20 protein-coding genes and 1 pseudogene are annotated in these 23,290 nt (G+C 39.7%); 15 read left to right on the top strand and 6 right to left on the bottom strand.

The features are described 5' to 3' along the window. Positions 1–38: 38 nt before the first annotated feature. On the bottom strand, positions 39–2,597 hold the full coding sequence (gene acnB, locus AA977_RS03585; RefSeq protein ID WP_064434617.1) for a bifunctional aconitate hydratase 2/2-methylisocitrate dehydratase: 2,559 nt from the start codon (positions 2,595–2,597) through the stop codon (positions 39–41). A gap of 131 nt (positions 2,598–2,728) precedes the next feature. Here acnB and AA977_RS03580 point away from each other — a divergent pair, with 131 nt between their 5' ends. The 8 genes and pseudogenes from AA977_RS03580 to AA977_RS03540 all read left to right on the top strand — a co-directional run bounded on the left by AA977_RS03580 (position 2,729) and on the right by AA977_RS03540 (position 11,552). After that, positions 2,729–3,412, top strand: a complete 684-nt coding sequence (locus AA977_RS03580; protein WP_064434616.1) for an MqnA/MqnD/SBP family protein — start codon at positions 2,729–2,731, stop codon at positions 3,410–3,412. A 50-nt stretch (positions 3,413–3,462) separates the two neighbouring features. After that, the gene (gene pyrH / locus AA977_RS03575) at positions 3,463–4,185 is read left to right on the top strand and encodes a UMP kinase (protein WP_001148063.1); all 723 of its coding nucleotides are present in this window, start codon (positions 3,463–3,465) and stop codon (positions 4,183–4,185) included. A 255-nt stretch (positions 4,186–4,440) separates the two neighbouring features. Beyond that, the gene (locus AA977_RS03570) at positions 4,441–4,665 is read left to right on the top strand and encodes a DNA-directed RNA polymerase subunit omega (RefSeq protein WP_000712202.1); all 225 of its coding nucleotides are present in this window, start codon (positions 4,441–4,443) and stop codon (positions 4,663–4,665) included. Next, positions 4,652–6,979 (top strand): RelA/SpoT family protein, encoded by a 2,328-nt coding sequence (locus AA977_RS03565; protein ID WP_064434615.1) that lies wholly within the window; start codon positions 4,652–4,654, stop codon positions 6,977–6,979. Before AA977_RS03570 ends, AA977_RS03565 begins: the two co-directional genes overlap by 14 nt. Positions 6,980–7,001: 22 nt before the next feature. After that, positions 7,002–8,210, top strand: coding sequence for a tyrosine--tRNA ligase (tyrS, locus tag AA977_RS03560; RefSeq protein ID WP_064434614.1), 1,209 nt, complete (start codon positions 7,002–7,004; stop codon positions 8,208–8,210). Positions 8,211–8,226: 16 nt separating this feature from the next. Continuing rightward, positions 8,227–9,318, top strand: a complete 1,092-nt coding sequence (gene fabX / locus AA977_RS03555; protein ID WP_033601834.1) for a decanoate oxidase/trans-2-decenoyl-[acyl-carrier protein] isomerase FabX — start codon at positions 8,227–8,229, stop codon at positions 9,316–9,318. A 6-nt stretch (positions 9,319–9,324) separates the two neighbouring features. Then, positions 9,325–10,796, top strand: a pseudogene (locus AA977_RS07950) (N-acetylmuramoyl-L-alanine amidase family protein). Positions 10,797–10,814: 18 nt separating this feature from the next. Further along, entirely contained in the window at positions 10,815–11,552 is a 738-nt protein-coding gene (locus tag AA977_RS03540) for a hypothetical protein (protein WP_064434613.1), read from the top strand. Between the two features lie 88 nt (positions 11,553–11,640). On the opposite strand, the gene flhB is transcribed toward AA977_RS03540, so the two are convergent. Both flhB and mobA read right to left on the bottom strand, forming a co-directional pair. Beyond that, entirely contained in the window at positions 11,641–12,717 is a 1,077-nt protein-coding gene (flhB, locus tag AA977_RS03535; RefSeq protein WP_064434612.1) for a flagellar biosynthesis protein FlhB, read from the bottom strand. Continuing rightward, entirely contained in the window at positions 12,710–13,315 is a 606-nt protein-coding gene (gene mobA, locus AA977_RS03530) for a molybdenum cofactor guanylyltransferase MobA (RefSeq protein WP_064434611.1), read from the bottom strand. The genes flhB and mobA overlap by 8 nt, the downstream gene beginning before the upstream one ends. 87 nt (positions 13,316–13,402) lie before the next feature. Here mobA and moaA point away from each other — a divergent pair, with 87 nt between their 5' ends. From moaA to AA977_RS03505, 5 genes are all read left to right on the top strand, one after another. Further along, positions 13,403–14,368 (top strand): GTP 3',8-cyclase MoaA, encoded by a 966-nt coding sequence (gene moaA / locus AA977_RS03525; protein ID WP_080472365.1) that lies wholly within the window; start codon positions 13,403–13,405, stop codon positions 14,366–14,368. 252 nt (positions 14,369–14,620) lie between these two features. Then, positions 14,621–16,171, top strand: a complete 1,551-nt coding sequence (locus AA977_RS03520) for a hypothetical protein (protein WP_064434609.1) — start codon at positions 14,621–14,623, stop codon at positions 16,169–16,171. Positions 16,172–16,181: 10 nt separating this feature from the next. Beyond that, positions 16,182–16,523 carry a hypothetical protein gene (locus AA977_RS03515; protein WP_064434608.1) on the top strand — a complete coding sequence of 114 codons (342 nt, stop codon included), beginning with the start codon at positions 16,182–16,184 and terminating at the stop codon, positions 16,521–16,523. A 79-nt stretch (positions 16,524–16,602) separates the two neighbouring features. Beyond that, positions 16,603–17,685 carry a hypothetical protein gene (locus AA977_RS03510; protein ID WP_064434607.1) on the top strand — a complete coding sequence of 361 codons (1,083 nt, stop codon included), beginning with the start codon at positions 16,603–16,605 and terminating at the stop codon, positions 17,683–17,685. 40 nt (positions 17,686–17,725) lie between these two features. Continuing rightward, positions 17,726–18,046, top strand: a complete 321-nt coding sequence (locus AA977_RS03505) for a YkgJ family cysteine cluster protein (RefSeq protein WP_064434606.1) — start codon at positions 17,726–17,728, stop codon at positions 18,044–18,046. Positions 18,047–18,278: 232 nt separating this feature from the next. On the opposite strand, the gene ftsY is transcribed toward AA977_RS03505, so the two are convergent. Both ftsY and AA977_RS03495 read right to left on the bottom strand, forming a co-directional pair. Continuing rightward, positions 18,279–19,160 carry a signal recognition particle-docking protein FtsY gene (ftsY, locus tag AA977_RS03500; RefSeq protein WP_000481624.1) on the bottom strand — a complete coding sequence of 294 codons (882 nt, stop codon included), beginning with the start codon at positions 19,158–19,160 and terminating at the stop codon, positions 18,279–18,281. Positions 19,161–19,165: 5 nt separating this feature from the next. Further along, positions 19,166–19,717: a hypothetical protein gene (locus AA977_RS03495; RefSeq protein ID WP_064434605.1), complete on the bottom strand. Its 552-nt coding sequence runs from the start codon at positions 19,715–19,717 to the stop codon at positions 19,166–19,168. A 124-nt stretch (positions 19,718–19,841) separates the two neighbouring features. On the opposite strand from AA977_RS03495, the gene AA977_RS03490 reads away from it, so the two are divergent. Then, on the top strand, positions 19,842–20,483 hold the full coding sequence (locus AA977_RS03490) for a 5-formyltetrahydrofolate cyclo-ligase (RefSeq protein ID WP_064434604.1): 642 nt from the start codon (positions 19,842–19,844) through the stop codon (positions 20,481–20,483). Then, positions 20,461–21,972, top strand: a complete 1,512-nt coding sequence (gene rny, locus AA977_RS03485; RefSeq protein WP_064435194.1) for a ribonuclease Y — start codon at positions 20,461–20,463, stop codon at positions 21,970–21,972. The genes AA977_RS03490 and rny overlap by 23 nt, the downstream gene beginning before the upstream one ends. A gap of 6 nt (positions 21,973–21,978) precedes the next feature. On the opposite strand, the gene AA977_RS03480 is transcribed toward rny, so the two are convergent. Then, positions 21,979–23,268: an MATE family efflux transporter gene (locus AA977_RS03480; protein WP_080472362.1), complete on the bottom strand. Its 1,290-nt coding sequence runs from the start codon at positions 23,266–23,268 to the stop codon at positions 21,979–21,981. Positions 23,269–23,290 lie beyond the last annotated feature (22 nt).

Below are 23,290 nucleotides of genomic sequence, written 5' to 3'. Positions count from 1 at the left end.
CACAGCCAAAGGGATCACCCCTTTTAATGGAAAACAAACTAGAGCTTGAATTTTTCCATCAAGTTAAAGTTCATGTAGCGATAGATCTTGTCCTTTTGACCCTCTAGCTTTTCGCTCACTAAATTCATGTATTCTTCTTTAGTGGGGATTCTCCCTAGTAAAGCGCACACCGCCCCAAGCTCTGCGCTGCCTAAATACACTTTAGCCCCTCTACCCATACGATTATCAAAATTGCGCGTGGAAGTGGAAAAGACGACCGCATTATCCCTAACCCTCGCTTGATTGCCCATGCACAAGCTGCAACCCGGGACTTCAGTCCTTGCCCCGGCAGCTCCAAAAATCGCATAATAGCCCTCATTAATCAGCTCTTGTTCGTCCATTTTACTGGGTGGCACTACCCAAAGGCGCGCTTGACTGGGGGGAGCGTTTTTAACGATTTCGCCAAAGGCTCTAAAATGCCCGATATTTGTCATGCAAGAGCCAATAAACACTTCATCAATAGCGTGAGGCCTTTTGCCGGTCGTATCCGCTAAAACTTCGCTCAAAGTGGCGACATCATCAGGATCGTTGGGGCAAGCCAAAATAGGCTCAGTGATTTCTGTTACATCAATTTCAATGACAGCGGCGTATTGGGCGTTACTATCTGGCTCTAATAGCACCGGCTTATCCACCCAAGCTTGCATCGCATCTCTGCGTTTTTTCAAAGTCTCTTTATCTTCATAACCGCTTGCAATCATCTCATCAATCAGCTTGATATTGGATTTCAAGTATTCAATCATTGGCTCTTTATTCAAACGTACCACGCAAGCAGCCGCGCTCCTTTCGGCGCTTGCATCGCTCAATTCAAAAGCCTGCTCCATTTTAATATTAGGCAAGCCTTCAATCTCTAAAATACGGCCGTTAAAGACATTGATTTTGCCTTTTTTCTCCACCGTGAGTAACCCTTTTTTAATCGCATAATAAGGGATCGCATTCACTAAATCCCTCAAGGTGATCCCAGGGTTCATTTCCCCTTTAAAACGCACCAACACCGATTCTGGCATGTTCAAGGGCATCGTGCCTGTAACCGCCGCAAAAGCGACTAGCCCACTCCCTGCAGGGAAACTAATCCCTAGAGGGAAACGAGTGTGGCTATCCCCCCCTGTGCCTAAAGTGTCAGGCAATCCCATGCGATTAAGCCATGTGTGGATCACGCCATCGCCTGGATGCAGTGCCACGCCCCCTCTTTGAGTGATAAAGCTCGGTAAAGTCGCATGTAAACTCACATCGCTGGGTTTTGGGTAAGCGGCGGTATGGCAAAAACTCTGCAACACAAAAGGCGCATCAAATTTCAAGCTCGCTAATTCTTTAACCTCATCTCTAGTCATCGCCCCTGTGGTGTCTTGACTGCCTACAGTGGTAACCTTTGGCTCGCAATAAGAGCCAGGCAAAATCCCCTCTACCCCACAAGCACGGCCTACAATTTTTTGGGCTAAAGTGTAGCCTTTAGCGTCGCTTTTAGGAGCTGATGGCTTTTTAAACGCTTCCGATTCGCCAAGCCCTAAGAATTTACGCGCTTTGTTAGTCAAACCCCTACCAATGATTAAAGGGATACGCCCAGAAGCCCTGACTTCATCTAATAAGGTTTCAGGCTCTAGCTTAAAGGTGCTAACCACTTTATCATTCAGCGTGATTTCGCCTTTATAAGGGTAGATTTTAATCAAATCGCCCTCTTTTAAGTCTTTAACATCAGCCACAATGGGTAACGCCCCGCTATCTTCACAAGTCGCAAAGAAAATCGGAGCGATCACCCCCCCAATCACAATGCCCCCACTCCTTTTATTAGGCACGAAAGGAATGTCCTTACCAAAATGCCACATGATAGAGTTTGTCGCGCTTTTTCTAGAGCTTCCTGTGCCTACCACATCGCCCACATACGCCACAGGAACGCCTTTAGTTTTAATGGCTTTTATGCGTTGTTCGTAATTTTCAATCCGGTTTTTTAACATGGCTTTAGCGTGCAAAGGAATATCGCTTCGTGTGAAAGCATCGCTCGCTGGGCTTAAATCATCGGTATTGGTTTCGCCATCAATTTTAAACACGCATGCTTCAATGCACTCATTCAAAGGCTCTTTATTCAAAAACCATTCTGCATTCGCCCAAGACTCTAGCACTTCTTTAGCCAAAGCGTTAGTTTTACTCATTGTGGCGATTTTATCAAACGATCCATAAACTAAAAGAGTGGTTTTTAAAGCTTTTGCGCTCTCTTTAGCGATTTCTTTATCTTGGCTTTCTAAACCCATAATCAAAGGCTCTACATTATACCCTCCAAGCATCGTGCCCAAAAGAGTGGTCGCTTCTAAAGCGCTAATGCACGTGCATTCTAGTTTTTTTTGAGATAATTTGGCTAAAAATTCCGCTTTGACTTTCGCCCCCTCATCAACCCCAGGGCTCACTCTGTGAATGAGTAATTCTTTAGCAAAAGCGGCGTTTGCGGGATCCTTCATCAAAATCTCAACGACCGCTTCCACTTGTTTAGCGTTTAAAGGGAGTGGCGGAATGCCCTCACTTTCTCTTTCTAAAACGCTTTTTTTGTAATCTTCTAAAAAATCTTTCATTAAATTTCTCCTTTTTAAATGGCGTTACTCACTAATGCATTACAAACTACTCCATGATAACAAAACTCTTTTTACTTTTAGTTAAGTTGTAAGAAACTTTAGCTACCATGCGATACAAAAAAGGATTTTAAGTGCGTTTTGGTAAAATTGACTATTTGAACATGCTCCCTTTTGATGCGTTTATCAAATCCTACCCCACCCCTTGTCATTTCAAGCAATTTTTACGGCTTAAAAAAACCTACCCCTCCAAACTCAATCAAAGTTTTTTATTCAGGCGTATTGATGCAGGCTTTATTTCTTCTATCGCTGGCTATTCATTCGCGCTTCATCCTTATTCTTTAGGCATTGTGGCTTATAAGGAAGTTTTGAGCGTGCTGGTTGTAGATACAAAAAACGCTTTTGACAAAGAGAGCGCTTCTTCAAACGCCCTTTCTCAAGTGTTGGAGTTAAAGGGCGAAGTTTTAATCGGCAATAAAGCGCTGCAATTTTATTATTCCAACCCTAAAAAAGATTTTATAGATTTAGCCGCTCTTTGGTATGAAAAAAAACGCTTACCCTTTGTTTTTGGGCGTTTGTGTTATTATCAAAACAAGGATTTTTACAAGCGCTTGTCTTTAGCGTTCAAACACAAAAAAACAAAAATCCCTTACTATATCCTTAAGGAAGCGAGCTTGAAAACCAACTTGAAACGCCAAGACATTCTGAGCTACTTAAAAAAAATTTACTATACTTTAGGCAAAAAAGAGCGATTGGGCTTGAAAGCGTTCTATCGTGAATTGTTATTCAAACGCATTCAAAAGCCTAAGCGTTTTTAAGCAAGATTAGGTTACAATCGCAAGTTTTATTAATTGATTAAGAAGGGATCATGCAAGCAAAGATAAAAAACAAACGGGTTTTGGTGAAATTTTCTGGGGAAGCGTTAGCTGGGGACAACCAGTTTGGGATTGACATTCATGTGTTAGATCATATCGCTAAAGAGATCAGAAGTTTAGTGGAAAACGATATTGAAGTGGGTATTGTGATTGGTGGAGGCAATATCATTAGGGGGGTTAGCGCGGCTCAAGGGGGGATCATCAGGCGCACGAGTGGGGATTATATGGGCATGTTAGCCACTGTGATCAATGCAGTAGCGATGCAAGAAGCTTTAGAGCATATTGGATTAGACACAAGAGTCCAGAGCGCGATTGAAATTAAAGAGATTTGTGAAAGTTATATTTACAGAAAAGCGATCAGGCATTTAGAAAAGGGTAGGGTGGTGATTTTTGGTGCAGGCACGGGAAACCCGTTTTTCACTACCGATACAGCCGCCACTTTAAGGGCGATTGAAATTGGATCGGATCTAATCATTAAAGCGACTAAAGTGGATGGCATTTATGATAAAGATCCTAACAAGTTTAAAGACGCTAAAAAATTAGACACTTTAAGCTATAACGATGCCTTGATAGGGGATATTGAAGTGATGGACGACACAGCGATTTCTTTAGCTAAAGACAATAAACTCCCCATTGTGGTGTGTAACATGTTCAAAAAGGGGAATTTATTGCAAGTGATTAAGCACCAACAAGGCGTATTTTCTATGGTAAAATAAGCCCTTAAAATTTAATGTTTTATCCTAACCGCATGAAAAACTCTGTCCTTGTAGGGTGCAAGTAAGTGCATAGCTGTTAGGTTGTATTTAAGCTAAAAAATAGCAAAATATCTCTAGTCTTTTTGGGGCAAGAAATGTCCATGCAGACTTTAAAGAACAAAGCCTTTCGTGTTAGTGTCCGTTGGGACGCTTTAGTTAGGAAGCCTCTTGCTTTAGGAAGGGGCGGTTTCACCAACTTAAAATAAAAGGATCGGTTTGAAAAAAGAAAGAACAGAGAGTTTAGTCGCTCAAGCCTTAAAAAATATTGGGAACGACCGCTACATGCTGGATAATTTGGTTTTCGCTCGGGTGAAGCAATTGAACGCTGGGGCTAAAACCTTAGTGAACATGGACCCTAAGCGTCATAAATTAGTGGATATTGCTATCAGAGAAATCGCTGAAGGGAAAATTGATATAGACAGGATAGATGAACGAAATTGACAAATCCGTTGATATCGGATTCTTACGGATTTTGGATGTTATTAAAAAAGTTAAAACCCCAAAGGGTGGCATTGAAGTCTTAAGGACTTTAATTGATTTCACGCCCAAAATTGAAAACGCCCTAACTTTGGCGACCAAAAGCCATAAGGGGCAATACCGAAAAAGCGGCGAGCCTTATATTGTCCATCCCATTTGTGTGGCAAGCCTAGTGGCTTTTTGTGGAGGCGATGAAGCGATGGTATGCTCCGCGCTCTTGCATGATGTGGTAGAAGACACGCCTTGCAAGATTGAAACCATTGAACAAGAATTCGGGCAAGATGTGGCTAATTTAGTGGATGCACTCACCAAAATCACTGAAATCAGGAAAGAAGAGCTTGGGGTGAGCTCTCAAGATCCTAGAATGGTGGTCTCTGCACTCACTTTTAGAAAGATTCTCATCAGTGCGATACAAGATCCAAGAGCCTTAGTGGTAAAAATCAGCGACAGGTTGCACAACATGCTCACTTTAGACGCTTTGCCCCATGACAAGCAGGTGCGTATTTCTAAAGAGACTCTAGCGGTGTATGCCCCCATAGCGAGCCGATTGGGCATGTCTTCCATTAAAAATGAATTAGAAGATAAGAGCTTTTATTATATTTATCCGGAAGAATACAAAAATATCAAGGAATATTTGCACAAAAACAAGCAGTCTTTACTCTTAAAACTCAACGCTTTTGCGAGCAAATTAGAAAAAAAACTTTTTGAAAGCGGGTTTAGCCATTCGGATTTCAAACTCGTTACAAGGGTGAAACGCCCTTATTCTATCTATCTTAAGATGCAACGAAAGGGTGCGGTCAATATTGATGAAATTTTGGACTTGTTAGCGATTCGGATCTTATTGAAAAACCCCATTGATTGCTACAAGGTTTTAGGGATTATCCATTTGAATTTCAAGCCCATTGTTTCTCGTTTCAAAGATTACATCGCTTTGCCCAAAGAAAATGGCTATAAAACGATACACACGACCATTTTTGATGAATCTTCTATCTATGAAGTGCAAATCCGCACCTTTGATATGCACATGGGAGCGGAGTATGGCGATTCAGCCCACTGGAAATATAAAGCTGGGGGCGTGGATAATGAAGATCATCATGGGGGCATGAGGTGGTTGCAAAATTTCAAATACCATGACAGCGATTTGAAAAACGACCCCAAAGAATTTTACGAACTCGCTAAAAACGATTTGTATCGTGAAGATATTGTCGTTTTTTCGCCCCATGGGGACACTTACACCTTACCGGTAGGGGCGATCGTTTTAGATTTTGCTTACATGGTGCATAGCGATTTGGGCGATAAAGCCGCAAACGCTTATGTCAATAACAAAGAAGCCTTACTCAATCAAGAATTAAGGAGTGGGGATGTGGTTAAGATCGTGAAAGGCGATAAAGTAACGCCTCGTTTTATTTGGATGGATCAGCTTAAAACTTCCAAGGCTAAAAACCATTTGCGCATCCAAAGAAGAAACCGCCTAAAAGAAATTGACACTAAAAGCATGATAAATATTCTAGCGACTTTTTTCGGGCGTCCTGTTTTTGAAAATGTGGATTTGAAAGATTATAAAAACTTTGAAGAAAAATTAATGGATTATGGGGTGGAAACCACCTTAACAGAAGCGATGAAAAGCTTTGAAAATTTATCCAAACTCACTGAAGAAATTGAAAATAAGGTGTTTTCTTTAAAAGAAGAAGCGATTTTAGAATATCAAGAAATGAGTTTATGGACTCGAGGTTTAAGGTATTTGGGTTTTAAAACCAATGTTTTGAATTTTTTAACCCCCAATCGGCAATGGCAGTGCAAGGAATTAGAGCATTTTAGCGTTTGTTCAAGCAACGCTTTAGAAATCAAACAAGTGTTATTGAATGATTGTTGTTACCCTAAATATGGCGATGAGATTATTGCGATTGTAACGGATTTAAAAGATCCAAAGGTGGTTGCACACCATAAATTTTGCAAAAAAGCGATGGTGGAAGTGGACGCTAAAGTGCCGATGGTTTATATAGAATGGCATAAAAGGGATCGGACGATTTATAAAATGATGTTTTATTTAGGGGAGAAAAAGTCGGTCTTAGCGGGTTTATTAACTTTTTTAAACAGGAATGAATGCAATATTGTGGGCGTGTCTTACTTAGGCTATAAAGACAAATATTCCAGCCATTGTGAAGTGAGTTTTGAAGTGGCGACAGATAAATCAGATTGGATTAGGGCTTTAATCAATCGCAAATACCAAGACAGGATTGTAGAATTGTCTAGTTTGGGCGATGCTTATGAACTATAATAAGCCCCATTAAGGAATCAACATGGAACAAAAAATCAGTACCGCCTTAAAAGAAATCGCTAGAGGCGCTAATGAAATTATTGGATTAGAATACATTAAAAAGCTGGTGAGAAAATATTATGAAACCAATGAACGCTTTATCGTTAAAGCTGGGTTTGATCCGACCGCTCCTGATTTGCATTTAGGACATACGGTATTGATCCAAAAATTGGCTTTGTTGCAACAATATGGGGCGAGAGTCAAGTTTTTGATTGGGGATTTTACCGCTATGATAGGCGATCCCACAGGAAAAAATGAAACAAGAAAGCCCCTAAATCGAGAGCAAGTCTTAGAAAACGCAAAAACTTATGAAGAGCAAATCTATAAGATTTTAGATCAAAAACACACGGAGGTGTGCTTTAATTCCACTTGGCTTGATCATTTAGGCGCAAAAGGTATGGTAGAATTGTGCGCGAAATTTTCAGTCGCTAGAATGCTAGAAAGGGACGATTTTACCAAACGCTACAAAGAAAACCGCCCCATTAGCATCGTGGAATTTTTATACCCCTTGCTGCAAGGCTATGATTCAGTGGCGATGGATGCAGATATTGAGCTTGGGGGCAATGATCAAAAGTTTAATTTGCTAGTGGGGCGCTTTTTGCAACGCGCTTATGGCTTGAATAAAGAGCAGTCTGTCATCACCATGCCGTTATTAGAAGGGCTTGATGGGGTGCAAAAAATGAGTAAAAGCTTGGGGAATTATGTGGGGATCACTGAAGAGCCTAATGCGATGTTTGGGAAGCTTATGAGCGTGAGCGATGATCTCATGTGGCGGTATTACACCCTTTTGAGCGCTAAGACCTTAGAAGAAATTGAAGACTTAAAACATGGCATTTTAAATCAAACCTTACACCCTAAAGCCGTTAAAGAAGATCTCGCTAGTGAAATCGTAGCTCGTTATTATGACAATGATCAAGCCATTAAGGCTAAAGAGCAATTTTCTAAAGTGTTTAGCGCGAACCTTTTGCCAGAAATCTTATCAGAGAGCGATTTTGATGAGGGGGTTGGGATTTTAGATGTGTTAAAACAAATTGGCTTTTGCCCATCCACTTCACAAGCCAGGCGCGATATACAAGGGGGGGGAGTGAGGATCAACCAAGAAGTAATAAAAAATGAGAGTTATCGTTTTGTTAAAGGAAATTATGTTATACAACTTGGTAAGAAAAGATTCATGAAACTAAATATTAACTAATATTAAGGAAAAAGCTATGGTATCAACACTCAAACCGCTAAAAATCGGTAAGCACACCATAAGATTCCCTATCTTTCAAGGGGGCATGGGGGTGGGAATTAGCTGGGACGAACTAGCTGGAAATGTTGCTAAAGAAGGGGCTTTAGGAGTGATTTCAGCCGTAGGGACTGGCTATTATAAAAACATGCGTTTTGTGGAAAGGATTGTGGCTAAAAAACCCTTTGAAGCGTTGAATTTTTACTCCAAAAAAGCGTTGAATGAGATCTTTGCAAACGCTAGGAAGATTTGCGGTAACAACCCTTTAGGGGCGAATATCTTATACGCTATCAATGACTATGGCCGTGTTTTAAGGGATTCTTGCGAGGCGGGAGCGGATATTATTATTACAGGGGCTGGCTTGCCCACGAACATGCCTGAATTCGCTAAGGATTTTAGCGATGTGGCGCTCATCCCTATTATTTCTTCAGCGAAAGCCTTAAAAATCCTTTGCAAAAGGTGGAGCGATCGTTATAAAAGAATCCCGGATGCATTTATTGTGGAAGGGCCTTTGAGTGGGGGGCATCAAGGCTTTAAATATGAAGATTGTTTTAAAGAAGAGTTTCAGTTAGAAAACTTAGTCCCTAAAGTCGTGGAAGCTTCTAAAGAATGGGGGAATATCCCCATTATTGCAGCTGGGGGGATTTGGGATAGGAAAGATATAGACACCATGTTAAGCCTTGGAGCGAGTGGGGTGCAGATGGCGACTCGTTTTTTAGGCACTAAAGAGTGCGACGCTAAAGCGTATGCTGATCTTTTGCCCACGCTCAAAAAAGAAGATATTTTGCTCATTAAATCGCCTGTGGGTTATCCGGCTAGGGCTATTAATACGGGAGTGATCAAGCGCATTGAAGAGGGTAATGCGCCTAAAATCGCATGCGTGAGCAATTGCGTAGCGCCTTGCAATAGGGGTGAAGAAGCTAAAAAGGTGGGCTATTGCATCGCTGATGGTTTGGGGCGCAGTTATTTGGGTAACAGAGAAGAGGGGCTTTATTTCACCGGGGCTAATGGCTATAGAGTGGATAAGATTATCAGCGTGCATGAATTAATCAAAGAGCTTACAGAGGGTTAAGTTGTAGTGCTTGTAAGGTTAGGGGTTGTTGCATGTTTTTTGTGGTTGCATTATGCTTATGCTACAACCCTTAAAATTATCAACATCGTGCCTTTTGGCTCTAGCAGCGTTAAAATCATCTTCAATCAAGAAGTTAAGAAATTCAAAGAAGTTTCGCTCAAAAATTTTAAGAGTTATTTGGAATTAGAAGCCGTTTTAACCATCCCTAAAAAGCATTACCAATTTTCTCATCAATCTTTCATTACGATCGCGCAGTTTAGCCCTAAATTAGCGCGAGTGGTCATGGGCTATACCCCTAAAATGACTTATGAAGTCAAAACCCTTAAAGACAAGCTCTATGTTTCTATCGTGGATAAAAAGCCCTTCAAAGGGCATAAGATAACGCCCAAACCACCCAAACACACCGCAATAAAACCTACCCCTAAGGTCGTTAAAAAAGAAACTAAAGAAACTAAAAAGACCAAAGAGATTAAAGAGGCTAAAGGAAAAACGCCCCATAAGCATGCACGCTCAAAGCATGTGCATCCTCCATTAAACGAAAAGAGCGCTAAAAAAGAAATTCCTAAAAAGAAATTCCTAAAAAAGAAATTCCTAAAAAGAAAAATTTTCCTAAAAAAAGAAATTCCTAAAAAAGAAATTCCTAAAAAAGAAATTCCTAAAAAAGAAATTCCTAAAAAAGAATTCCTAAAAAAGAAATTCCTAAAAAAGAAATTCCTAAAAAAGAAATAGAAAATGAGAATAAGAACCAAGTCTTTATAGAGCAAAACAATGATGCTTGGATCAAAACCAAACGCAAAAAACACAAAAAAATCGTTTTAGACGCGGGGCATGGGGGGAAGGATTGCGGGGCGATGAGCGCGAATTTGGTTTGTGAAAAAGACATTGTTTTAGAAGTGGTGAAGTGTTTGCATAAAGAGCTTAAAAAAAGAGGCTATAGCGTTTTATTGACAAGGGATAAGGACATTTATATTGATTTGGTGGCTCGCACGGAATTAGCCAATAAAAAAAGCGCAGATTTATTCATCTCAGTGCATGCCAATTCCATCCCCAAACACTCCACCTCCAACGCTCATGGCATAGAGACTTATTTTTTATCCACCGCAAGGAGTGAAAGGGCTAGGAAAGTGGCTGAGCAAGAAAATAAAGACGATGTGAATTTGATGGATTATTTTTCTAAAAGTTTGCTTTTAAATTCACTCAACACGCAACGATTGATCGTTTCTAACAAATTAGCGATTGATGTGCAATACGGCATGCTCCAAAATATCCGCAAAAATTACCCTGATGTGGTAGATGGGGGCGTGAGAGAGGGACCTTTTTGGGTGTTAGCCGGGGCTTTAATGCCTTCAATCTTAATAGAAATTGGTTATAATTCCCATGCGATAGAATCTAAACGCATCCAAAGCAAACCGTATCAAAAAATCTTGGCTAAGGGCATTGCTGATGGCATTGATAGTTTCTTCAGCAAGAATGATTAGGCAATGATTAGGTTATAGATGAATTTTTACCAAAAAATATACACGCATAAGGTTGTTTTTTCTTCTTTGTTTTTTTTGTTGTTTTTGTTTAATGTGGAAACTTTGTTGTTTTCGCATTTTAGCAACGATTTTTCCCAATTGTTTTTTTTGTTTGAAAACCATGTTTATGATTTTATTATCAAATTAGGTTACTTGGGGCTAATAGGCGTTTCTTTAATTTATATGCTTGTGCTTATTTTAAAGCCTTTCACCCTCACGCGCCAAAAATGCGCTTGCATAGGGATATTATGCCTTTCTTTCTACGCTTGGAATTTTCCCATTAAAGATTCTTTAATGGTGCTTTATTTTTTCTATTTTGCGCTGTTAGGGACTTTATTGTGGCGTTTTTTAGGGGCTAGCATGAAGCAATCTTTCTTGCCCTCTATGAATATTTGCATCGTGTGGATTTTTGCATCTTCTTTACAGAGTTTTAGGTTTTTAAGCGTGTCTGATTGCGTGGATTTTTCCCTTTTTATACTCGCTCTTATTTTGTTTATACTGGTTTTAATCTATCACAAACGCCTTTTTGGGCTGTATGAATACGCTAACACGCTCATTTTGATCGTAGGGCTTTGTGTGGTGGTGCTATGTTCTAGCATGTTCGTTCAAACCAAAGAATATTACGGCATGCGATTAGGTTTTTATCTTTTGGGTTTGTTAGGGTGGCTTTTAGAATATGTGCATAACACTTTAAGGCGCTTGGAGCATAAGATTTAAACTTGGCTCTCATTTAATAGGGATAGTTAAAGCCTTTTTGATTTCAATCAAGCGTCCTTAAAAGCTTAAAAGCGGATTTATAGCAATTTTAAAGAGGTTTAAGGATCTTTTGTTTTTGGCGTTCTTGCTCCAATTTAGCCACTTGAGCGAAGACAATCGCTACCGCTTCAAACAATTCTTCCGGTATGGCAGCGTTTAACTTCACATCTCTATAAAGCTCTCTGGCGAGCGTTTTATTTTCTATGATTTCTATATCATGCTCTCTGGCAATGCCCTTAATCCTAATGGCTAAATGATCCGTGCCTTTAGCCACTACAATAGGCACAGGGTGCTCTTCATCAAATTGAAGAGCGACGGCGTAGTGGGTGGGGTTAGTTACCACGACATTGGCTTTAGGGATTTCTTGCATCATTTTGTTAGCGGCGTTTTTCATCATCATTTGGCGGATTTTGGCTTTGATTTCTGGGCTTCCTTCTTGTTGTTTGTATTCGTCCTTAACTTCTTGTTTGGTCATTTTTAAAGAGTGGGTGTATTGGCGGCGCTTGATCACTAAGTCTATAAAAGCCAAAACAAAAAATAAAAATAAAAGCGAAGAAATGAGTAATAACGCTTTGTTTTTAAACCACAATAACTGGCCTTTTAAATTCAAAAGAGCCGCATGGTTTAATTCCCCTAAAAATAAAGAAAAAATGAAAAACCCTAGAAAAAAAGCTAAAAAAACCTTTAAGGTGATCAAACTCCCATCAAGAAGCTTTTTTAAAGAAAAAAGGTTTTTAACGCCATTGATAGGGTTGATTTTAGAAAATTTAGGCTCAATGGCTTTAGGGGCAAAGAGCCAGCCAAATTGCAAGACATTAGACAAAAACGCCACCATTACTAAAATGATTAGAATAGGCAGGATCAATAAAAAAGTGTCTTTAGCGAGCTGGTTAAAAAGCTCTTGAACGCTTTCCTTGCTAAAATCTAAAGAAAAGTCTTTCAACGCATAACGATACATCTCGCTAAAGCCATCCACCCACCATATAAAAAAAACAAAAATACTCATTAGCCCGGCCAGTAACCCTAAAAACCCCACCACTTCCATGCTTTTAGGCACATTGCCTTCTTCTCTGGCTTTTTGGATTTTTTTCGTGCTAGGGAGTTCAGTCTTTTCTTCTTCAGCCATTTATTCCCTTTTTTAAGATTTGAACGGATAATTCATAGTCTTTTAGGGTGTTGAGGTTTAAAAATTCTTCTTTTTTGTCAAAATTGATAGCGATTGAAGAGGCATTTTTTACAAGATCGCTCAGGCGGTAATTGTGTGTTTTAAGAGCGTAAAAAAGAGCCTTAAGGACACTTTGATGCCATAAAGAAATCAAATAATGTTCTTTTGTAGGATCTTTAGCATAGACCACGCTAAAGTTTTGGACTCCACAAAGAGCCTTAATGCTTTCAAAGGACACTAAGGGCGTGTCTATAGCGATAAAAAAAATATAAGGGGTTTGCAGCGTTAAAAAAGCGTTATAAATACCAACAAGGGGCGAAAAAAGATTGCTTTCTTTTTCTAAAAGATAGGGAGCGTTTAAGGTATAAGATTTTTTAGTGCTAATAACGACTTGTTTGAAAAGTTTTAAAAGGCGTGTGTATTGGTATTCTAAAAGGCTAGAATAGGATTCAAAAGGCATGAGAGCCTTATTGGATTGAGCGCCATTGATGATAAAACGAGAGCTTTTGCCCCCAGCCAGTAAAACGCAAGGAATATTACTAATAATAGGGTTTTTCAAAAGATTTATCCATGTTTGATATTGTTAAGTCGTCGTTTATTATGTTACACTAAAAGCTTAAATATAAGGGTATAAGGGATAAAGGGAGTGTTAGTAGATAGTTTTAATAGGGTTATTGACTATATTAGAGTGTCTGTAACCAAACAATGTAATTTCAGGTGTCAATATTGCATGCCTGCTACGCCATTAGATTTTTTTGATGATGAAGAATTATTGCCTTTGGATAATGTTTTAGAATTTCTTAAAATCGCCATTGATGAAGGCATTAAAAAGATTAGGATCACGGGTGGGGAGCCATTATTACGAAAGGGTTTAGACGAATTTATCGCTAAATTGCATGCTTACAATAAAGAAGTGGCATTAGTTTTAAGCACTAATGGTTTTTTACTCAAAAAAATGGCTAAGGGTTTAAAAGATGCCGGGTTAGTGCAAGTGAATGTTTCCTTAGATTCTTTAAAAAGCGATAGGGTTTTAAAAATCTCTCAAAAAGACGCCCTTAAAAACGCTCTAGAGGGGATTGAAGAAGCCTTAAAAGTGGGTTTAAAAGTTAAAATCAACATGGTTGTGATGAAAGGCGTTAATGATGATGAAATCTTAGATCTTTTAGAATATGCAAAAGATAAGCGCATGCAAATCCGCTACATTGAATTTATGGAAAACACGCATGCTAAGAGCTTTGTTAAAGGCTTGAAAGAGCGAGAAATTTTAGATTTGATCGCTCAAAAATATAAAATTATGGGCATGGAAAAACCTAAAAAAGGGTCTTCTAAAATCTACACGCTAGAAAATGGCTATCAATTTGGCATTATTGCCCCACATAGCGATGATTTTTGCCAATCTTGCAATCGTATCCGTTTGGCTTCTGATGGCAAGATTTGCCCATGTTTATACTATCAAGACGCCATAGACGCTAAAGAGGCGATCATCAACAAGAATACAAAAACTATAAAAAGGCTTTTAAAGCAATCCGTCATCAATAAGCCAGAAAAAAACATGTGGAACGATAAAAACAGCGACACTCCCACAAGGGCGTTTTACTATACAGGGGGGTAGGGGCTAAAATATTTATTATTTTAAACCTTTTTATTAAAAATAAGGCGGTTTGTTTAGGATTTTTGGTTATAGGGGCTAAGATCAAACAAAAAGGAGATTTTTATGGAAAAAATCCTAGCGTTTTTTATTTCCGGCGTTTTTAGTTTCCGGTCTTTCGGGGGGGGGGGGGGTTACTTATAAGCCTACCCTAAACCTTTTAAAATCCCCAAAATTTCTCGCTTTTTTTAAATCTCTTGTTTTTGGAGTTGAGCCATGAAAAAAGATCGAGAAAAAAATCAAAAATACAGCAACATTACAGATGTAACTATCATGGGTTCAACTAGCGAAGAGAGTGCACTTCATGCTAGGGCCAATAGAGAGCATTTCTCTAGCTTGCCTAGACTAGAAGAGATCTCAAAAGGAAAGGTAAACCCCAAGTATATTAAACAAAATATCAACCAACAGGCGGGGTATTCTGCTGAAATCAAAGAGCAAGCCCGTGTCAATGCGAATAATATTCTTGCAGGAAAACCAGAAAGGATAGCACAGTATGATGATCTTTCTAGCGGGCAAAAGGCTCAGGTTAAGACTCTTTGCCCAAACCATGCGACGCCCAAGAAGAACCACGAGATCGTGGATTATACTAGTGTGGATAAAAAGGGGAATGTCATTCCTGACACGCTCACGCAAAGTAAATTTGTGGGTAGAAATGGTGAGGAGTGTTTTAAAAAATTCTTATCTAAACCCTATAAAAAATACTTTGAAAATGGTGCGAACATGAAAATCGCTAAGGATCAGTATGGGGATTTTCAAAAAGCACTCAATACTAAGATCAAGAGCCTAGAATCTCAAATTGCGAAACAAAAGGAGTTTGGCAATTTTCAAAAAGCCGCTCATTTAGAGGAAAAACTCCAACATTGCAAAACAATCAAAGCCCATACAAGGCCTGCGAGCGTCACTAAAGGAGAGGCGATTGAAGCCAGATTGAACCCAAAGCTCTCCACTAGCAAAGATGTTGCTAGCATTTCCCATAAAGCAGGAATGAACGCTGCACAAACCGGCGCGTTGATAAGTGGTGGGATCTCAGCAATAAAAAATATCTATGAATGTCTTGCAAAGGGTAAAGATCCCAAAGAAGCGATCAAGCACACCGCCATTGCTACCCTAAAGGGTGGAGCGTTTAGTTATGGTAGCGCGTTTGCAAGCTCATCTTTTGGAGGTTGGATGCAAAGCAGCGCTAATAAAATCATCCAAAGCCTTGGCAAGGGAACAGCACCTGCGATGATTGTGACTGCTTGTGTGACAAACGCTACGGTTTTAACTCGCTATTTTTCTGGAAAGATCGATGGAACAGAGCTTTGCAAACAACTTGTGAAAGCCAACACCACTCTTGTAAGTAGTGGGGCTATGGCAGTTGCTGGTCAAGCGCTCATCCCTATTCCTGTAGTTGGAGCGATGATTGGGGCTTTTGTGGGTGCGATTCTGAGTGAAACTTGTTTTAATGCCTTTCTAAAGGCTCGTGAAGAGGCTAAATTGGCGCGCCAAAGGCGTATAGAGATTGAAAAAGAATGCCGTGAATTCATCAAGCTGTCAGAGGCGTATCAAAATCAATTTAAGGAGGTGTTTGAGTCATATTTTCATGAAACCACCAAGTTTTTCAATCAGAGTTTTGATGAGCTTGAGCGTGCACTTTATGCAGGCGATGCGGATTGGGCCATAGGAGTCAATAATAAGATCCAAGAATGGTGTGGTCAAAAGGCGTTGTCTAATAACAATCAAGAACTTTGGGAATTGATTACCAGCAATAAAGACATAAGAATGTAAAGGAGAAAACATGGAAAAAAATGATAAATATGCGGTTGTAACCAATGTGGTAGAGTCGCTAGAAAAGGGTGGTTCTTTCAATCAAAGAGATCGTGAGAAATTCGTGCAAGCCGCTAGAACGCATGGGATTGAAGACAGCGTTATTGAAGAAATGATTGACATTGGTCAAACACTCAGCCTTATCTACCGCCATGAAGATCTGATTGATGCAAGCGATTTGCCAAGAGAACAAAAGAAAGCCGTGCACGCTGAGCTTCAAAAAAGCATTGATGAAAATCTAAAAGCTTTGAAAAGTATCAGACATAGTATTCTTAATGAGAGATCTAATGCGTCCTTGGTTAGAGGAGTTTAACCATGGTTAGAGAATTTCAACCATATGGGTTTTTTTCAAGAAATCTTAAACAACAAAAATAACATTTAAAGGAGAAAACATGCCATTACCATTTATTTTAGGAGGCATAGCCCTAGCGGCAGCAGGATACGGAGTCAAAAAAGGGATTGATGCGCTCGATGCCGATTGCGAAGCTGATGAATTTATCAAAAAGGCAGAGAGCTTAAAAGAGGAAGCAACTAAAAAGGCTGAGTCTGCGGAGTCTGATTGCAAGCGCGCTTTTATGAGGTTTGGCGAGAAAAAACTCCATGTTTTAAGCCATACGGTTTCAGGCTTTTTGGATCACTTCCACCGATTGAATCGCAGTAGGATCATTATTGAAGGTATCAACATGCAAGACATTGAAGCTCAAGTATCAGATGCACGAAAAATCACCAATCAATATCGTGAAGTGGACTTTTTGGATGCTACCGGCACGCTTGGTGCGAGTGTTTTGGGGGGAGTGCTTGCAGCTTATGGTGCATACGCTGGGGTGGGCATGCTTGCTAGCACGGCTAGTGGTGTAGCGATCGCTGAGCTTAGCGGTGTTGCAGCGACAAACGCTACCCTTGCTTGGCTTGGTGGTGGGGCGCTCTCTGTGGGTGGCTTTGGTATGGTTGGGGGCATGGCAGTGCTTGGAGGGCTTGTTGCCGGGCCTGCACTCGCTATTTTAGGGGCTTTTAGCGCTTCTAAAATGGAAGAAAAGCTAGAAAACGCCAAGGCTTATTACTCTCAAGTTGAAGCAGCCGTCAAAAAAGCGGATGTGATGGTTGATAATCTTAGATCGGTTGAAAAAATGGCAGATCTTTTCACCAGACAAATCACAAAATTTGATGCGCTGTTTTTCTCGCTCTCCATAGAGGCCATCGCCACGATGAAAAAGCATAACTACGATACTTCTCGTTACACTCAAAAAGAAAAAGATCAGCTCTGCGTTACTTTTTCAACGCTCTCTAGTTTGAGCGCTCTTTTGAAAGTTTCTATCATGGATAAACACCAAAAGCTCAATGAAAAAGCAAAAAAAGCGTTCAATCTCATGCGAGATCAAATGGGTAGCCTAGAAAATGGGAATTATAGCTTGGGTGGTATCAGATTTAGGCAAGCGCAGCTTGAAGATCTAAGAGACGACGATAAGACTTCTTAAGGCTATGGTTTAAAAGAGGAAAAAAGGCAAAAAAGCGAGCATGGAAGAATCAAAAAAGCAAAAAATTCTCGATCGTTTCCCTTGCACCTCTTGTGGGCTTTGCTGTAAAAATATTACTGGGATTGTTGAACTTATTGAGTTTGACACCGGCAATGGGGTGTGCAAGTTTTTGGATTTGGAAACGAATGGGTGTAAGATTTATGAATCGCGTCCGTTAATTTGCAGGATTGATGAGGCGCATAAGAAGCTTTTTCCTCATATCCCGCGCAAGGAGTTTTATGCCAAAAATGCAGAAATTTGCAACGCCTTACAGGAAGCAAACCACATGGATGTGAGTTTTAGGGTTATTCTTACGAAATAGCATATCATAAAAATGCTAAAAAACATTTTTTATAATCAATAATAAAAGAGCTTGACGCTAGTCAAGTGGTAGCTTTATTAAAAAAGCGGTCTTTTTGGGGGTTTCTAGTTGGAGATTGCAATGGGAATTGTTTCAAAATACCCCCTATCCCCTTAAGGAAATGAGTTTAAAAACAAAGTCTTAAAAACTAAAGCAAAAAATAAAAGTTTAAAAAGGTTTTTTTATTGTTAGTTTATTGCTCCACAAACACCGCATCAACCAGGTCTTCTATAAAGCGTTCTTCATCAAAAGCGATCAAATCGTCTTCTTTTTCGCCCATTCCTAAATAAAGAATGGGTAATTTCAACTCATACAGCACGCTTAAAATCGCTCCGCCTTTAGAAGTGCCATCAAGCTTAGTCATGATCACGCCATCTAACGCCAAAGTTTCATGGAAAATTTTCGCTTGCGTTAGTCCAGAACTCCCTTGCGTGCCATCTAAAATAAGGAATTTATAAAAGGGGGCGTCTTTTAAAACTTTAGAGCAGGTACGCGCGATTTTAGAAAGCTCGTTTTTGAGATTGGTTTGGTTGTGCAAGCGCCCGGCGGTGTCTATAAAGACTTCATCTATATTTTTAGCGATCGCGCTTTCTATGGTATTGTAAGCTAGAGAGCTTGGATCGCTCCCTTCTTTAGCGCTAATGACTTGAATGTTAAGCCTTTCGCCCCATAACTGGAGCTGTTTGACTGCGGCCGCTCTAAAGGTATCGCCGGCTCCTAAAAGCGCTTTTTTATGCTGTTTTAAAGAGAGCTTGGCTAATTTAGCGATCGTTGTGGTTTTACCCGCCCCATTAACCCCCACGATCAAATGCACTAAAGGTTTGGTGGTGATGGTTTTTAAGCGCGTTTTGTCATAATAGCTTTCCCCACGCACAAAACGCAACAAAGCGACTTCTAATTGCTTGGGCGTAACCAAATCGCCTAAATGCTGTAACAAGCTCTCTATCAAATCGTATTGGATGTCAAAGCCAATCAAAATTTCTTCTAATTCTTCTTTAGGAATATTTTCACGCTTTTTTTCTTTAACCTCTTCACCCTTGATTTTATTGACAATTTTTTTGAAAAAATTAAACATAATTGTTAGTCCTTTAAGTGGGAAATATCAAATTGGAGCATTTCTACTGGCACGATCCCTTGATAAACATTGATGAGTTGGTGCTTGTGGTATAAAAGCATGTTAAAAGAATGATTTAAAGGGTTTAAACGATCAAAAAGGGCGGTGTCTTTAGGGTTTAAAATAAGGAAACCATCTTGAGAAAGCGCACTAAAATCTTTGATTGCATCGCTTGAGTAGGGCTTATTGAGTAAAACAAGAATATTCAAACGATCTTTAAAAGTTTTTTTTAAGATGTTAAAGGTGGGGGCGTAGTCTTTTAAAGAATCGTCTAAAGCGCTTAAAATCAGTAGAGTAGGGGCGTTAGCATCAGGGCTTATGTTTAAAGAATCTAAATCGCCTGTAATTGTGTATTCTTGGTTGTTTGAAGCGATAGCGCTGTAGGTTTTAGGGCTATTTTCTTGGGGGGTGTTGTTTTGAGAATCTTGAGATTTTTGAGAATTTTTGCACGCATTAAAACTTAACGCAACGATCAAAACAAACGCCATAAAACGCAACAAATAAGCCTTAATTCTCATTATGAAACATCCTTAAGAATAATTAAAATGGTAACTAATAACCTGAAATTATACTATAATGTAAGCCTAAAATTTAAGGATTATAACCATTAAAACGATTTTTAGAGATTTTTGTAAAGAACGCTTGAAAAAGGTTCAAGTAGCTAGAATAGTTAGAGATAAACTAGCTTGCAGGCTTTTGTTTTTGAAACTCAAAGATTATCAAAATATTTTATTGTATAGCCCATTGGGGCATGAGCTTGACATAAGGCCTTTGATTTTTAAGTTAAGACAAAAAAATAAGCGTGTGTGGTTGCCTAAAAGCATTAAAAAAGGTGGCGGTTTTTCTAAAGAAAATTTTAGTATTGCACCCTTTAGGTTGCCCTTAAAGCGTTTGGGGTGGTTTGATGAGCCTAATGCATCGCGCTATTATAAGCAGGAATTAGATTGCATTGTGGCGCCGATTTTAGGAATGGATACAAGCTTTAGGCGCGTGGGTTTTGGGCTAGGCATGTATGATAAAAGCTTGCCCCAATTACTCAAAAAGCCATTAAAACACCCCTTAATCGTATTTGTAAGTAGGGAGTTAGTGGTAGCTAATGGTATTCTTACAAATGCCTACGACATTGAAGCGAATCTTTACATGAATGCTCGTATCGTTATGAAGAATAATAAAAGGAAACATTATGAGCAACGGGTTAATTTACATTTCATTAGAAGTCTTGGTAGCGTGTTTGATTACCGCTCTAATCATGTATTATGTGATGAAAAAGATCTATTATGCTAGAGGGCAAACCATTTTAAAAAGCGCTTCCGCTAAAGCCAAGCTAATGGAATTTCAAGCGAAATCTTTTGTGGATGCTGAAGAGATGCGCATGAAAAGCCAAGAATGCAAATTGCAACAGCAATATGAAAACAAGAATTTGCAACTCCAAACCCATTTTGACAAAAAAGAAGCGCATTTGAAGCATTTAGAAGCGCAACACAAAGAATTTGTGAGAGATGAAAAACGCTATTTGGAAAAGGAAAAAAAAGAGCTTGAAAAAGAACGCCAAATTTTAGAACAAGAGAGGGAAAATTTTAAAAAACAGCGCGCTATTTGCAAAGAAGCTCAATCCAAGGCGCTAGACGCGATGCTCAATTACATGGCTTACACTAAAGATGAAATTAAAAGCATGATCTTAGAGCAATTAGAAGAAGAATTAGAAGCGCAAAAAAGCGCCTTAATCAGGCGTTATGAAAAAGAAGCCAAAGAAGAGGGTAGGAAAAAATCGTATGCCATTTTAGCGGAAGCGACAGCCCGTTTTGCGGGCGATTATGCGACAGAGAATTTAACAACCCGTATCGCTTTGCCGTGCTCAGATTATATTGGCCGTGTGATAGGTAAAGATGGGAAAAACATTGAAGCGTTTAAAAAGATCAGTGGGGTGGATATAGAATTTAGCGAAGATAGTAACGAATTGTGTTTGTCTAGTTTCAATCTTTATCGGCGTGAAGTGGCGAGCGAAACGCTTAAAATTCTAATAGAAGACGGCCGTATCCAGCCTAATAGGATTGAAGAGGTTTATAATAGAGTTGTGCGTAACATGGAAAAAGAATTGCTTTCTGAGGGAGAGAGCGTGGTGTTAGAATTGGAGCTTGGGGCTATGGAAGATGAGCTTAAAATCTTGCTGGGTAAAATGCGTTATCGCTCTAGTTTTGGGCAAAACGCTTTACAGCATTCTAAAGAAGTCGCCCTTTTAGCCGGCTTGATTGCAGAGCAGCTTGGAGGGGATAAAAAGCTCGCTAGAAGGGCCGGTATTTTGCATGATATTGGTAAGGCGCTCACTCAAGAGCTTGGGAGGGATCATGTGAATTTGGGCGTTGAGGTGTGCAAGCGCAATAAAGAAGATACGGTCGTTATCAATGCGATCTATGCCCACCATGGGCATGAAGAAATCATGAGCGTGGAGTGCGCGAGCGTGTGTGCGGCTGATGCGCTTTCTGCGGGGCGTCCTGGGGCAAGAAGAAAGAGCGATGAAGAATACGCTAAACGCATGCAAGCATTAGAAGAGATCGCGCTAGGGTTTGAAGGGGTTGAAAAGGCGTATGCGATGGAGAGCGGGCGAGAACTAAGAGTGATTGTCAGATCCAATCAAGTCAGGGACAATCAAGTGCCAATTATTGCAAGAAAGATCGCTAAAAAGATAGAAGAGAGCGCTCAATATGTGGGCGAAGTGGGCGTGCAAGTGGTGCGAGAAAATCGTTTCAAAACCACAGCCACGCTCAAGCAATAAGCGTTTTTAAGCCTTTTTCCCGCACCTTTTCCAAATGCCTTTAGAAAAAACTTTATAATAAATGAGCGAGCGCAAAAAAGTCTCTAGCGCGATCACTGCAAAAATAAAATCCACTTTGAAATGATAAGTTAAAAGCAAGTAAATAGGCGTGATCCTTAACCCCCATAAGCTTAAGGTGTTAATATATAACGAAACTTTAGAAATGCCAGCCCCCCTAAAGACTCCATCTAGCACAAAATACCCGATTAAGGGGGCTTGAGAGAGGCCCACAGCGATTAAATAAGAGCGCGCCACTTCCAAAACTTCTTCATCTTGAGAAAAAAGGCTCGCAAATTCTTTGGCAAATAGGATTAAAACAATCCCTAAAACCCCCATTAAACTCATAGAGATTTTTAAGATCAAATGCGCGTATTGTGTGGCAATTTTTGGCTTGTTCGCTCCTAGATTTTGCCCTATTAAAACCATTGCCGCTATCATAAACCCAAATCCGGGCATGAACGAAAAGGTTTCCACTCTAATGCCTATTTGCATGCCCGCTAACACCTTATCCCCATAGCTCGCTACAAATTTGGATAAGAGTATTAGAGAAAATAAGCTCAATAAGCGCTCAAACCCGGCCGGCCAGCCCACTCTAAACATGGTTTTTAAAAAAGAAAAATTAAAGGTTGTTGTGAATTTTAAAGGGATTTTTTTGATTTGTATCCAAACGCCAAGCGCGGCTAATTCCAAATAAGAGACGATTACATTCGCTAAAGCCGATCCCACAATCCCCATTTCTTTAAAGCCAAAATCCCCAAAAATCAAGGCTTGATTCAAGAAAATGCATGCAATGACCATGACGATTTTAACGATAAAAGGGGTTAGGGTGTCTGAAAAACTAGCGAGCGCTGAAACTAAAACATTTTTTAAAAAAATACTCGGTAACGCTACGATTAAAACTTTTAAATAATCTTGCGTCAATTGGCGTGAAGGATCTTGCAATTGCATCCAATTTAAAAAAGGCTCAATCAAAAAATAAGAAACAAACAACACGCCTAAACAAATCACAAACGCCCCAATGAAAATACTAGAAAAAGCGTTGTTGATTTGAGCAAAATCCCTAGCCCCTACAAGCCTAGAAAGAATGGCGTTAGTGCCGGTGTATAAAATGGTATTGATCCCATAAAAAAGCATCAAAAATTGCAAACCCACCCCTAAAGCCACGATATGATGGTGCGAAATTTTACCCACAAAAAAGACTGAAAGCGCGACCACCAGCACATCTAAAAAGGCATTGACCCCAGAGGGTAGGGCCAAAGAAAAAATTTTCTTAATTTGA

The sequence above is a fragment of the Helicobacter pylori genome, assembly GCF_001653455.1.
Classification (GTDB): Bacteria; Campylobacterota; Campylobacteria; order Campylobacterales; family Helicobacteraceae; genus Helicobacter; species Helicobacter pylori_A.
This window is presented reverse-complemented; position numbering and strand designations above follow the sequence as displayed.

Bases quoted from the DNA above. Each gene is read 5' to 3' on its own strand.
- AA977_RS03505 (WP_064434606.1), top strand. From the start codon at position 17,726: ATGGAAGAATCAAAAAAGCAAAAAATTCTCGATCGTTTCCCTTGCACC.
- AA977_RS03565 (WP_064434615.1), top strand. From the start codon at position 4,652: ATGAACGAAATTGACAAATCCGTTGATATCGGATTCTTACGGATTTTG.
- pyrH (WP_001148063.1), top strand. From the start codon at position 3,463: ATGCAAGCAAAGATAAAAAACAAACGGGTTTTGGTGAAATTTTCTGGG.
- tyrS (WP_064434614.1), top strand. From the start codon at position 7,002: ATGGAACAAAAAATCAGTACCGCCTTAAAAGAAATCGCTAGAGGCGCT.
- fabX (WP_033601834.1), top strand. From the start codon at position 8,227: ATGGTATCAACACTCAAACCGCTAAAAATCGGTAAGCACACCATAAGA.
- AA977_RS03515 (WP_064434608.1), top strand. From the start codon at position 16,182: ATGGAAAAAAATGATAAATATGCGGTTGTAACCAATGTGGTAGAGTCG.
- acnB (WP_064434617.1), bottom strand. From the start codon at position 2,597: ATGAAAGATTTTTTAGAAGATTACAAAAAAAGCGTTTTAGAAAGAGAA.
- AA977_RS03495 (WP_064434605.1), bottom strand. From the start codon at position 19,717: ATGAGAATTAAGGCTTATTTGTTGCGTTTTATGGCGTTTGTTTTGATC.
- AA977_RS03540 (WP_064434613.1), top strand. From the start codon at position 10,815: ATGAATTTTTACCAAAAAATATACACGCATAAGGTTGTTTTTTCTTCT.
- flhB (WP_064434612.1), bottom strand. From the start codon at position 12,717: ATGGCTGAAGAAGAAAAGACTGAACTCCCTAGCACGAAAAAAATCCAA.
- AA977_RS03520 (WP_064434609.1), top strand. From the start codon at position 14,621: ATGAAAAAAGATCGAGAAAAAAATCAAAAATACAGCAACATTACAGAT.
- rny (WP_064435194.1), top strand. From the start codon at position 20,461: ATGAAAAAGATCTATTATGCTAGAGGGCAAACCATTTTAAAAAGCGCT.
- AA977_RS03510 (WP_064434607.1), top strand. From the start codon at position 16,603: ATGCCATTACCATTTATTTTAGGAGGCATAGCCCTAGCGGCAGCAGGA.
- ftsY (WP_000481624.1), bottom strand. From the start codon at position 19,160: ATGTTTAATTTTTTCAAAAAAATTGTCAATAAAATCAAGGGTGAAGAG.